The sequence below is a fragment of the Planktothrix pseudagardhii genome, from assembly GCF_904830925.1.
In the GTDB taxonomy this organism is placed as follows: Bacteria; Cyanobacteriota; Cyanobacteriia; order Cyanobacteriales; family Microcoleaceae; genus Planktothrix; species Planktothrix tepida.
This window is the reverse complement of record NZ_LR882967.1, coordinates 3,276,164-3,288,807: the sequence shown is the minus strand read 5'-3', so window position 1 is coordinate 3,288,807 and position 12,644 is coordinate 3,276,164. Positions and strand designations below refer to the sequence as shown.

General features: G+C 40.3%; 8 protein-coding genes. 2 read left to right on the top strand and 6 right to left on the bottom strand.

Annotated elements, in window-relative coordinates; genetic code table 11:
* Positions 1 to 5 precede the first annotated feature (5 nt).
* Positions 6 to 1,259, bottom strand: coding sequence for an FAD-dependent hydroxylase (locus tag NMK36_RS13955; protein WP_254173990.1), 1,254 nt, complete (start codon positions 1,257 to 1,259; stop codon positions 6 to 8).
* 152 nt (positions 1,260 to 1,411) lie between these two features.
* Here NMK36_RS13955 and NMK36_RS13950 point away from each other — a divergent pair, with 152 nt between their 5' ends.
* On the top strand, positions 1,412 to 2,488 hold the full coding sequence (locus NMK36_RS13950; RefSeq protein ID WP_254173989.1) for a glucokinase: 1,077 nt from the start codon (positions 1,412 to 1,414) through the stop codon (positions 2,486 to 2,488).
* A 288-nt stretch (positions 2,489 to 2,776) separates the two neighbouring features.
* Here NMK36_RS13950 and NMK36_RS13945 read toward each other — a convergent pair whose 3' ends face one another.
* Positions 2,777 to 3,559 (bottom strand): MBL fold metallo-hydrolase, encoded by a 783-nt coding sequence (locus tag NMK36_RS13945; protein ID WP_254173988.1) that lies wholly within the window; start codon positions 3,557 to 3,559, stop codon positions 2,777 to 2,779.
* Positions 3,560 to 3,617: 58 nt separating this feature from the next.
* Here NMK36_RS13945 and NMK36_RS28990 point away from each other — a divergent pair, with 58 nt between their 5' ends.
* Positions 3,618 to 3,731 (top strand): AAA family ATPase, encoded by a 114-nt coding sequence (locus NMK36_RS28990; protein ID WP_367997186.1) that lies wholly within the window; start codon positions 3,618 to 3,620, stop codon positions 3,729 to 3,731.
* Between the two features lie 103 nt (positions 3,732 to 3,834).
* On the opposite strand, the gene NMK36_RS13940 is transcribed toward NMK36_RS28990, so the two are convergent.
* From NMK36_RS13940 to NMK36_RS13925, 4 genes are all read right to left on the bottom strand, one after another.
* The gene (locus NMK36_RS13940; RefSeq protein WP_254173987.1) at positions 3,835 to 4,302 is read right to left on the bottom strand and encodes a hypothetical protein; all 468 of its coding nucleotides are present in this window, start codon (positions 4,300 to 4,302) and stop codon (positions 3,835 to 3,837) included.
* 75 nt (positions 4,303 to 4,377) lie between these two features.
* On the bottom strand, positions 4,378 to 8,985 hold the full coding sequence (locus tag NMK36_RS13935; RefSeq protein ID WP_254173986.1) for an nSTAND1 domain-containing NTPase: 4,608 nt from the start codon (positions 8,983 to 8,985) through the stop codon (positions 4,378 to 4,380).
* Between the two features lie 38 nt (positions 8,986 to 9,023).
* Positions 9,024 to 10,421 (bottom strand): caspase family protein, encoded by a 1,398-nt coding sequence (locus NMK36_RS13930; RefSeq protein ID WP_254173985.1) that lies wholly within the window; start codon positions 10,419 to 10,421, stop codon positions 9,024 to 9,026.
* Positions 10,422 to 10,537: 116 nt separating this feature from the next.
* Complete coding sequence (locus NMK36_RS13925; RefSeq protein WP_254173984.1) at positions 10,538 to 12,631, bottom strand: caspase family protein; 2,094 nt, start codon at positions 12,629 to 12,631, stop codon at positions 10,538 to 10,540.
* Positions 12,632 to 12,644: the final 13 nt, after the last annotated feature.

The window sequence follows — 12,644 nt, the reverse complement described above, 5'->3', positions numbered from 1 at the left end:
TGAATTTAAAGGGCTATTTTGGGAGCACGACCAATTAAACCTGTCATTAATCGTAATGCCAAATAACGGAAAACTTTCACCTTTTTTAAGAACCCTAATCCTAGACGACGTATCTTAACTTTGGGTATCCAATTTCCTGAGAAACTTCGGTCTAAGAAATCCGTTAATCCTAAAACAATTAAATTCTCTTTTTGTCTCCAGTTTTCATAGCGTTTTAAGATTTTTTCTTGTCCGATATCTTGATGATTGTGATGGGCAGTTTTCAAGACTTCTGCTAAAGCTCCTGCATCTCGAATTCCCATATTTAATCCTTGTCCCCCCACAGGATGACAACAATGGGCGGCATCTCCCACTAATGCTAATCGATGTTGAATATAGCGATCGCTTTGCATTAATTGTACCGGATAAACATAGCGATCGCTTAATAATTCTAATTTTCCTAATAATCCTCCTGTCCGATATTCTAATAATTGCAAAAATTCGGTTTCATCTAATTCTTTTAAAGCCTGCGCTTCTGCATGGGGGGCTGTCCAAACCACTTGACAACGATTTCCGGGTAACGGTAAAACCCCCATTGGGCCACTAGGCCAGAAGCGTTCAAAGGCTACATTTTGATGGGATTTTTCAGTTTTAATCGTCATGGCTATACAAGATTGCCAATATTTCCAACCGTGAGTTTTAATTTCCGCCTCTTCCCGTAAGCGAGATTTTGCCCCATCCGCAGCGACTACAATTCGACTGCAAAATCGTTGAGAATTCCCTTCTTTTTCAATTTCAATTTCGACAAAATCAGAATAATAATTAACCGTTTTTAAAATAGCTGGACATTGCCAAACAACATTCGGACAGTGTTCTAAAAAATCATACATTGCTGATAACAGCACCCCATGTTCGCCCACATATCCTAACTCATTGGTTCCTAAATCTTGAGGTAGGAATTTAACAACATTCGGATAATCGGAATCACTTAAACTAATCTGATAAAACGTCGTAATTTTAGCTAAAATCTCATCCCAAACCCCGATTTGTTTGAGAATGCGTCCCGTTTGTAGCGTTAACGCATAAGCTTGTCGTCTTCCAATGGCGGCTTCTGGCGGTTGAGATTCAATAATGGTTACCTTTAACCCCGAATCTTTCAACCCACAGGCTAAAGTAGCCCCCACAATTCCACCCCCGACAATAACGACATCATAATCGATCTCTGGTTTGGAGGAATCCACGCAGGAAGATTGAGTTTGTAAATGCGACGACACCAGCATGATATTGAGTGATTGTACTTAGAATTTGGACTAGCTCTATTGTTACATGGTTTCAGGTTGAGTTCCATAAACCCTGTTTCTACTGATAGAGTGATGACTTCAGTATACAGATGAGCCACAATAAAAAAGGTAAAGGATGAGTCAATGTAAATATGACATTATTATTAGCCGGAGATATTGGTGGAACAAAAACGATTTTACGCTTAGTAGATGCCACCACTACAGTCGAATCAACTACAATTCAAGAACGATTAAAAACTCTCTATGAATTTCGATATTTGAGTGGAGATTATCCTGATTTAGTCCCCATTGTTAAATTATTTTTGCAAGCTGCAAGTGAACAACTGGGTTATATTCCTCAACCGGAAAGGGCGTGTTTTGCCATTGCAGGGCCAGTGGTTAATCAAACTGCAAAATTAACCAATTTACCTTGGGGCTTAGATGCTCAACATTTAAGCAAAGAATTAACCATTTCTCATGTAACTTTAATTAATGATTTTGAAGCGGTTGGTTATGGGGTAACAGGTTTACCCAAAAGTGATGTTTTAACCTTACAAAAAGGGCAGCCTCAAGCAGGTTCTCCTATCGGGGTAATTGGGGCAGGAACAGGCTTAGGACAATGTTTTGTTATTCCGTTAACTAATGGAATTAAAGTCTATCCTTGTGAAGGCGGTCATACAGATTTTGCTCCTCGTTCTGAATTAGAATTTCAGTTAATGAAATATTTATTAGCGAAACATAATATTGATCGGGTGTCTGTAGAACGGGTGGTTTCTGGGCCTGGAATTGTGGCAATTTATCAATTTTTACGCGATCGCAATTTGGCTAAAGACTCGCCATTGCGCGTCTCTACTGAAATTGCCGAAATTGTTAAAGAGTGGGAACATCAAATAGGATTAGGAGATGTTACTGTTGATCCGGCTGCTGCGATTTCTCAAGCTGCATTAGAAAAACGGGATTCCCTGTCTGAAAAAACAATGCAAATGTTTGTTGAAGCCTATGGCGTAGAAGCTGGAAATTTAGCTTTAAAACTATTACCTTATAACGGGTTATATATCGCCGGAGGAATTGCCCCTAAAATTTTACCGTTATTAGAAACTCCCGACTTTATAGACGCTTTTTCTAATAAAGGGAGAATGAAACCAATTTTAGCAAAAGTCCCCGTTCATATTGTATTAAATTCCCAGGTTGGATTAATTGGGGCGGCGGTTTGTGCTGCAATTCTTTAAAGTTAATTTGACCTAATCTCTCTTATTAAGTCAGGAAACAGTAGGGAATTTCGCAATCTTTACCTATAGCAAGTCTAAATGGATTGTACAATTATCATCTTTGTATGACCTCTCCCCCTAACCCCCTCGACCGCATGGAGAGGGGGGACTAATTATTACTATTAAACATCAAAAATTATTAATGACTCCCCCTTCCCTAATAGGGAAGGGGGTTGGGGGGTTAGGTCAGAGGGTTGGTAATGGAAAATGAAACAGCCCTGGACTCACAGCTTAGTCCTACTTCATCAATTAAATAACACTCACAGAAGGCTGTTCTAAGGAGACTTCAAATCGTTCTCCAGGTTTAGGATTGAGTACCCGTGTCGATAGATTTTCCCTGGCTAACATTGAACGAAAATCTTCAAGATTGCCACTTGCTTTTAATAAAGAAACTAACAACCCTTCATACACAACATCCCCTGCATCGGCGGTGGGTAACATCACCTTTGGCTTCACTAATTTTGCTAAGTCTAAGGCTGTTTGTTGTCCGCGAATAATTGGCCCCACCACAGGTAAACTAAGATTAATTAAAGGGGTAATGACAACATCAATAGTCGCCATATCTTTTAATTCAGGAGCATGATAGCCATGAGGTTCATAATAAACCGTATTTCCTGTTATTAAGTCTTTTAAAAGATAAGCATTTTCCAGGGTTGTTGGGCCAATAGGCGAACCTGGAAGTGCTTTAATTTCAATCTGGTTTTCTAAACAATAGGTGCTTCCATGTTCCAAGGCTCGAACTTGAGTATATCCCAATTCTTGGGCTACCTTTGCTGCATTCGGAGAACCCACAACCGGGATATTTTTATTCAGTTGTTTTAACGTTTCAGGATGGGCATGATCTTCTAATCCCTGAGATAATAAAATTAAGTCAATCTTTTGAGGAATGGGTCTTGGGCTCCGTCTTTCCCCCTTAAATAACCAATTCATATTCCCAAAGGTTAATGCACCCACTAACCAAGGATCTATCAGAACATTTTTTCCGCTTATTTCCAGTAACCAAGAATTACTATCCAGCCAAGTGAAATACATACAGGTTAACTCAATTATATCACTACTCTTATGATATAATTTTAGTGGTAGTATTTCAATGTGTTATGAAACGAACTCCCCTTATATTATTTTTATTGATGAATTAGATGCTATTGGTAAAACTAGAAGTAGTGGAAGTTTTTATATAGCCAGACTAAATCAAAGGAGATGAATTATAACAATTTTTAGATCAGGTTCAACCTGTATCTCGATAATTGATATTTTCCATCCCAGATTAGATTAGGATCGTCTTGAATTAAAGAAAGATGAGAACATTAACTTTCTTCAGTGGGCAAACTAGCTTTCCAAGATTTACAAATTGCTTGAGAACCTGCTTTAGCAATTTTTTTAACGACTAACGTAGCAATTAAAGTGGCAATAGCAGGAGCTAGTCCTAATCCAGATACAAGCAGAGGAGCCAACATTCCCGCCGCTTTTACATAATTTTGGTTAATGACTTCATCTAATACTTTCTCCGTTTCTGGATCGGAACCTAAAGGGTTACACATCAGATCATAAAGTCCTGAATTGAGTCGTTTCAGTAACTGTTGACCTGCGGCTAATACTTCAGGACTAATCGGCGCTTTAGCGGCGACATCAAGATCAATCGAATCAATCGTTAATCCTTGACTTCCACCTCTAACATCAGAGTCCATTTCTTGAACTTGAAGACCCAATTGTGCTTCTAGGGATTCTTCATCGAGTTCTAACAACTGTTGGACTAATTCATCGTAATCTTGCATTGAAAAACTCCAGTTAAGGTATACGTAAAAACAAATTGAATCATGTTTGCTTGTATTTTGCCAACAGGGGTAAAATTATTGAGACAATTTTAGTTTTTCAGGCAGAATATTATCGCAGAGATGGCGATCACTTTCATTAAGATTAACAAGAGGGTTGTGTAAATAATCCCACACTCGATCACACCCACGAATTAGCAAATTGTTTAGGGTAAAATCCCATATGGTAACTGTGTTATTACCACCCCCTGCTGCTAGAGTTTGCCAATCTGAACTGAAACTTATTCCCCAAAAGTCAGCTTTTTTCTCCTCCTTGAGTGTTATCAATTTTGTACCATCAAGTTTCCAGATTTTAATCTGATTATCTCCACAAGTTGCTGCAATCAGTTGACTATCTGGGCTAAAGCTTAGACCCAAGGGCCCTTCACTACCCGCAGGACTCCTATACTCTTCAGATGAACAATCTGCATTTATAGGCTGCAAAGAAGTAACTGAATGATCTTGGTTAATCTTCCACAGTCTTATCATATTATCTTCACTAGCTGAAGCAAGTATCCTGCTATCTGGACTGAAAGTGACATCTAAAACTGCTCTAGTGGAATCTTTAAGATCCTCAATTAAAGTTCCATCAGGTTTCCACAGCTTAACCGTCTTATCCCAACTCCCTGATGCAATTAGTTTACCATCTGGACTGAAACTAACACTATTAACAGCATTCTTATGACCATTCATGACTTGTACTAAAGTACCATTAGGCTGCCAAAGTTTAATCTTATTATCTTGACTAGCTGAAGCAATTAGCTGACCATTAGGACTAAAAGCAACATCATAAATCTCAGCATCATGAGCTTTAATTTTTTTGAGTAAATCACCTCTAGGATTCCAAATATATAGGTTTTTATCATGAGACCCAGAAACTATGAATTGACTATTAGGACTAAAACTCACACTCTCAACGCTATCATCATGTTTTAAAGTTGTGATCAAAGTACCATTTCGCTTCCATAATTTAACTGTGGTATCCCAACTGGCTGTAGCTATGACTTGATTATCAGGGCTAAAAATAACATTAGTAATCAATTTTTCGTGTCCTATGAGCTGACTTGAAACTGATTTTTGTTTTTTCCAAAGTGTAATTATGCCAATACCAAGATCATTCTCATAAGCACCAGCTATGGTTTGACTATCAGGACTAAATGCGATATCCCAAAAACCTTGATTCGTTTGACCATCTATCTTTAGAGTATCTATCAAATTGCCGTCAGTATTCCAGATTTTGATTGTGTTATCTTGACTGGCTGAAGCGACCATTTGACTATCTGAACTAAAATCGACACTCCATACTGAACTTTCATGTCCTTCTAAGGTCCTTATCAGAGTACCGTCGTTAGATTGCCAAAGTTTAACGGTCTTATCCAAACTTCCTGATGCAATTAGTTTACCATCTGGACTAAAAGTTACACATTTTACAGATTCTTTATGCCCTTTAAGAGTTTGTAGTAACCCACCCTCAAAATTCCAAATTTTAATCGTATTATCGTCACTTGCAGAAACGATTTTTTTATCATCAGGGCTAAATTCTAAGCTGTTAATATAGCTTTCGTGTCCCTTAATACTCTTTAATAATTGACCCTCAAAATTCCAAATATTGATTATTCCATTATCTCCTCCTGTAACAATAATATTGTTTCTACTGAAAGCTAAACCTCGAACACCTACCTGATTTTTAATCGTTCTTATCAAACGTCCATTAGTTGTCCAAATTTTAACTGTTCCATCCCAACTCGCTGAGGCAATCATTTTACCGTCAGGGTTTATTTTGACACTATTAATACTGGCATTATCGTCCCTGTTCTTGCTATCAGGAAGGGTTTTATAAAGATACCCATTAGTTGTCCAAAGTTTAACTGTTCCATCCCAACTCGCTGAAGCAATCATTTTACTATCTAAACTAAAATCTATATCTGAAACAATATTTTTATGATTGTCTAAATAGTTACTGGTTTGAAATCCCTGAGTCATGTTATATAACATGACTAAAATTGTCATTTCTTTACTAACTTGTACTGTGTGTGTTTTTTTTACTTCTAGTAGTCCAATTCCTGCTCGTAAACTTTCGATTAATGCTTGCAAGTTCTTATCGTCTATCATGAGTGATTCTGCGTAGGAACCTAAAGCTTCAATTTGACCCGCTAGACGATCTAAGGCATTTCTTCTTTGTGATTCAGCAATGAATGCCAATATACTTAACCCTAGTATAACTGCAATAGTAATACGCCAACCCCAACTCACAAGATGTCGTTTCTCCAACACACTCGCTCGTACAAATTTCCTTTCAACCTCATTGAACCTGCTATCTTTTTGATGAATCTCTTGAGCCAACACATCTAAATAAGGGTTACTATTCCAAAGAAATTGTTTTGGCTTAACCTTGAATATCCCTTGCTGATTTTGAGAATGCCATAGCTTTTGTATCCAATAAACTGGCAGCTTAATCAATTTAATAAATAAATTTTCAATCGGGAAAAATACTTGATCTATACCATTAATTAGAGAGTCAACTTTGTCTAAAAACTTGGATTGATAACTATCTTTGACCTGATTCCACTCCGTTGCAGCCGGAGTGAGTCGTCGTTGCAAAATTAAACCTTGCTCATCCTCCTGTTTCCACTCCAAAAGTTTTTGCCATCCTCGCACTAAAGCATCATGGGCTGGCTCTACATAGGGTTGTGCTTCACTATCAATACCATGAGTTAATAATCGTGCAGCCGAAAAACGTTGAATAACAGTCTTAACTCGTGTATTTTCCGGTTCTGGATATTCCAGTTCAGACATCGGTACTCGTCTCCTGGCTAGTTCCCCACCCACCGCCACCATCCGCAACATGACATTCCGAATGGTTTGAGAGTATGCTGGATCTTGCTTAACCAGTTCTTCATATTCTTGGTCAGCCCTTTGAGTCAGCGATCGCGTTACCCCACCCAATTCCTGATAATCTGCCTGAGTAATGGCACGATCAATTGTTTCTCCCCGGTTGTTGGCATCTTCCTGTCGCTTCAGGTATTTTAGGTAAAGTTCACTCAAGGCAAAGGACAGTAGAGGCAATGCTCCGGGCATATTTGCTACTTCGTCAATTAACTGGTCTACTAACTCATGGGGGTCAAAGTACATCACCCGTGCTGATGCAGGTGCTTCGATCGCCTCTCGTAATTCTTCCCGTTTCATCGCCGGGACAATAAATCGGGCCGTTTGCCAGTCCTTCTCTAAAACTGTATTGCGAAACTGTGGCTCAAAATCAGAACGCAGGGTTAGGACAACATGGAGTTGATTTGGATAAGTTGCGATCGCTCCTGCTAACGCTTCTAAAAACTGTTGTCGCTCAGATTCATTGTGGCAGAGTGTAATCAATTCCTCAAACTGATCGACAACTAGCAGTAACTTTCCTTGAGGATGCTCGGTAAACCAATGGCTAAGATTTTCCCCTGGGGTGAGTAAACCTAAAGAGCTTGCATCATGGTCTGGGGCGATCGCAGGTTGATTAACCAATGCTAGGGCATTATTCAAAGCCTTGAAGGGAGACTCACCGGGTCGGAAGGGCGGTAGAATAAACCAAGTATTGCTATCCTTAAGTTCTCGTAGTTTAGGGATAAGTCCGGCTTTTACCAGACTAGATTTACCGGAACCCGATGCACCCAGCACAACGGTTAGCGTACTAGAGGTGACAAACTCATAAAGTTTTTGGGTTAAACCACTTCTGCCAAAAAACAAGTCGCTGTGTTCTTCTCCAAAGGATAACAAACCTCGATAGGGATTTTTGGAAACATCCAATGGGGGAGCAGGTGGTAAATTTAGGGCGTGTCCGGGTGTCAGGAAAATGTATTCTCCCTTGTCATGTTTATTCATGGGATAGATGCCCGGAGTCTGACGGATGGCACGCACTTCCGTAGCAATTTCCACCTGTTCGCGCAAATATAAATACAGTTCAGATGCTGTAATCACCCCATCCCCGGCTGGTTTATTGGCTTCTGCGGGGGGAAAAGCATCGGCTTTGCCTTCGAGGGCTGCGATCAACGCATTGGCAAAGGGGGAATGGACTCCGGTTTGTCCCCGATCATCTTTGAGATCAAAGGCATCCAGGGCCGTCTGATCGTAGGCTGCTGAGGTGATCACTTGCCATGCGGGATCTTGAATGAAGCGATCATAGCGTTCTTTGTGAAGTGTGAACAATTCTAGGGGAATAGCTTGGCGTGTACTCGACCAACGAAAAGCACCCGCAAAACAACAGTCCAGAATTCCTAAAAAGTGACGACAAGGAAGCTGAAGCAGAGCTTTATTCACTGCTGACATTCGCAGGTAAGTGCTAATACTCCCAGACTTAGCATCTTGAGGAACAAGATATCCTTCGGGGCCATCCTCGCCATTGAGGGCAATGCCATGTCCTGCAAAATAAAAGAGAAAGCGATCGCCCTTCTGAATTTGGTTCGGTAGTTCTGTCTCTAATACCTGCCGAATTTGGCTAAGGGTAGCTGCGTTATCCACAAGCAGGGTAACAGTGTAACCATACTTGCTTTCGAGGATATGGGCAATTTCTGTGGCATCGCTGACGGCAGTTTTGAGGGAAGAAATGCCGTGGCTATAGCTATTAATGCCAATGACTAGAGCGTAACTGTGTTGAAAGTTTAACATAGGGAATACAAGGATTTGTAATCAATAAACTTTTCAGGTTAGGGTGTAAGAAAAATAGATACATATTTCCCAGAAGCAGAACCAATGTCCAGACTCTTAAATTGCTCTGAAGGTAATTTATCTTTTAGAAGATTTTCCAAACACTTAGCTCCTTCTTCATTGATTCGAGTGTAACGAATTTCATTTGCTGGTGGATTGACTTCAGGATTAGGGAATCGATATTTTTGAAAAAAGCTGTCTTCTTGAGGCAGTAAATATACCTTATTATTAAAATAATCATCCAATAATTCCTTGATTTTATTGGCTCTATTTTTTGAATTCACTCTATCTTTAGCAAAATAAATACGAATTTCATAATCTACACAACTCTTTTGAAATGTATCTGGTGGATGCTGATTAATAATTTGATTATGATTACTAATAATTGCTATATATGCCATTGAAATACCAACGACGAAACAAACCAGTACAAGTCCGATTAATTGTCGCTTTTGCAACCTGAAATTTAGAGGTTGACGTTTTTGTTTTGAAACTCCGTAGTTTTGTTGTACTTGCTCATCTCTTAAAGTATTGGAGAGATCCGCATTAGGTAAGATTGAAACAGGCATACTACGATCATATACATTTGCACCAATCAAAGGATGCTGCCTGTGTTCGGTCTCACGTTTAACATTGTCGCGCACATACTCAAATAGTTCACCAACTGTCACAATTCCATTTCCATCCAGATCAGCAGCACCTCGCATTCCTTCCAATAGATAGTGAGTGAATACTCCATGTCCTCCTCCCCACTTCGCATCTTCAAACGAAACCTCATTTGTCTCCGCAGAGGTGAGTAAAGCAATTCCTCCTCTTGCTTGACTCACTTTCTGCAGATAGCTATTGATAAGCTTAGAGTCATCAATAGCACTTCTTCGACCAATTCCTCCACCAATTGCTGCACTGTGGCAAGTATCAGCTAACACAATAACTTTCTCTGCAAGTAGATTTTCCTTCAGAGACAAGTCTATTTCCCGCATTGGTAGTGCAGTCCCTGCGATATCGTTCGGATCTGTATCGTGAGTGAGTAGGTAGACATTACCCGGTCGGTCAAAATCCGGTGTGCCATGACAGGCAAAGTAGATTACAACCAGATCTTCTCGTGCTGGCTTTTTTAAAAAAGCACGAAGTGCCTGTGTAATATTGCCTGTTGTTGCCTCCTCATTTGTTAACTTACGGATGAATTCTTTCTTAAAGTTTCCTCCACTAGCAGTGAGCAGCAGGTTGTAAAGATCTTCTGCATCCCGATCAGCGTATCTCAGATTCCAGCCCTGATAGTCATATCGCGATATACCAACAATGATTGCCCAACGATCGCAACTGCGATACTCCGTGTACAATTCTAACTCTGAGATGATGGGTTCCGCGCGTCGGCTAGTCGATTGCTGATCAGACATTTTACCAAAAAATTAAGACTAATGGGTTTTCTGAAAATTGATGAATGTCGGGCTATTCAAGAACAAATAAGCAGTAATTTACTCCAATCTAATGAATAGCCCCCTTTACAAAACAGCTATCGGGTTACTGTGATTTGAATCTCCTTCGTTGTCCACTCTTGACTCGGATCGAAAATGGGTACTGCTGCACGGGTAAGTTCTGGAATTTCAGCACCAAGAGCAGTCAGCAATTTTCCCAAGGGATTATCATCCCGTGAGAGTCCGTCTCTGGGCTCAATTTCTTTATCCAGTGGAGGTAATTCCAGCCAACGAAAATCATTCTGTTTAAGAGTTGCAAAAACTTTAAGGGTTTCTTTGGCTTGGTTGTATTTTTCAGTATTGGGTACTTTAAAGTTGAGAGGAAGCAAAATCTCTTGATTGGAATTAAACGGGTAATAAATTTTTAACTCATTTTCCAATTTCAGACGAGAAACGCCCCAGGTGGGTTCAATATCCAATACAGCAATATTTAAAACTTGAGATGAAATATTTTTGATTCGCAAGAATGTAGTTTCATCGGATTTCACAACTAAATGAGTCGGGTCGGGGAAGGGTTTTGGCTCTTTAACCATTCCGGGTCGCCAGTTAGATTGGGTCAGCAATTCCACTTCTAATTTGCTCGTTAAATCAGAAAATTGATTGCTTAATGCTTGAATAGCTTGATATTTTGCTAGGTGCACCAAGCGCTGCACCACTTTTTTTGGAGCTTCAGCATCTTCAATTTTGAGGGCTGGAGTTAGGTTTTCAAGTGGCGTACCCACGCAAATCTCATACTCACCTTGTCGGTTTACCGCAACCAGATAATCTTCTTTCTCTTGAGTATCAGCTAGTTTCAACCAGCCATTATCTGCGAGTGCTACCTCAACTGCTTTTAGGGCATCTTCTTCTTGATCTTTAATGGCTTGAGGTAGTTGATTGTCTTTTTCACCTACCGCTTTTTTGAATAGGCGTACTCCCCTTACTAAATTAACGGGTACTGACAGCATAACCGCCTGAGATCCCTGATCAATTTTTTTGTCCGAAAGTAGAACTTCAACGACATTAGCCCAGGCATCGGAAGCACCCACTGTGGCAATTTCAACAATTGCTAACTGCTCTTTTTTTTGAGTAAAATCCGTTACGCCATAAGGATAAATCGCAAAGCGAGCACCTGCACTCAGACCGTTGACCATTCCTGCATCCAGTCGAACCTGTTTCGGTTCTGAGTTTTCCTCAACCACCTCTAATACATTCACGGCATATTGCAACGAACCCCGCTCAACTCCAAACACAAAGCGATCGCTTTCTCCCGATAGCATGGGCATCTGGGAAGGGAACTTGCTTTGAATCTTGGCACTAACGCGATCATGTAATGTCTTGTAAGTCAAGCTAGAAGGAGCACTGGTTAAAGTATCGATCAGCCAGTAAGTGAGCGCTCCATGTCGCTCTTTACCACTCACTGCATACTCATAAGCGGACTCGCTGGGACGACAAGCTGCTAACAACACATAATCTCTATGTTGAGGGAACCAGCGTCCAGTCGTTGTCCCTGTTGGAGTTGTTTCCGTTAGCATTCGCCAGTTGTGGATTAGCTGCTCACGGGTTCCGACAACACTTTCGGCACTTCGGGATGCAATATCAATCTCTCCAGGGCTTCTAATGGCGATATCATCCCCTCGGGTTGCGCCCCCGGAGTGACAACTATCCAGAATTACCGTTACAACTAACCCTTTATCGGTCATGCGTTTGAGCAGGGTTGCTAATTCCACATCCCGCAGATAACGACCTTCTTGATCCCCAATATCCATCGGCACAATACCTTCATCGGGTTGGTCAGTTCCCTTGAGTTCTGGATAGATAGTTTTCGCTCGTCCTCCATGTCCAGAGTAATAAATACAAACTTGTTCTCCAGGTTGGGCAAGTTTTGTAATGGCGTGAAACTTCCCGACAATATTTTCATAAGTCGGTAGTAAATCTGAAGTAACACTCAAATCAGAAATTTCAGGATTTGGAGAAATTAGCTTAACAATTTGTTCCGATGGAATGTTGAGCGTTTTTAAGAAATAATCCCCGACAAGGTTAATATCGCGTACACAGCCCTTAAGATTTTTATACATCTGATTGGGAGTATAGCCATCAATTCCGATTAAAAGGGCATAAAATTTGGCTTTTTTCTCAGATAAGTTAGACATTTTTTCTCTGTTT

Coding starts and splice junctions, on each gene's coding strand:
- NMK36_RS13955 (WP_254173990.1), bottom strand. CDS start 1,259: ATGCTGGTGTCGTCGCATTTACAAACTCAATCTTCCTGCGTGGATTCC.
- NMK36_RS13950 (WP_254173989.1), top strand. CDS start 1,412: ATGACATTATTATTAGCCGGAGATATTGGTGGAACAAAAACGATTTTA.
- NMK36_RS13945 (WP_254173988.1), bottom strand. CDS start 3,559: ATGTATTTCACTTGGCTGGATAGTAATTCTTGGTTACTGGAAATAAGC.
- NMK36_RS28990 (WP_367997186.1), top strand. CDS start 3,618: ATGTGTTATGAAACGAACTCCCCTTATATTATTTTTATTGATGAATTA.
- NMK36_RS13940 (WP_254173987.1), bottom strand. CDS start 4,302: ATGCAAGATTACGATGAATTAGTCCAACAGTTGTTAGAACTCGATGAA.
- NMK36_RS13935 (WP_254173986.1), bottom strand. CDS start 8,985: ATGTTAAACTTTCAACACAGTTACGCTCTAGTCATTGGCATTAATAGC.
- NMK36_RS13930 (WP_254173985.1), bottom strand. CDS start 10,421: ATGTCTGATCAGCAATCGACTAGCCGACGCGCGGAACCCATCATCTCA.
- NMK36_RS13925 (WP_254173984.1), bottom strand. CDS start 12,631: ATGTCTAACTTATCTGAGAAAAAAGCCAAATTTTATGCCCTTTTAATC.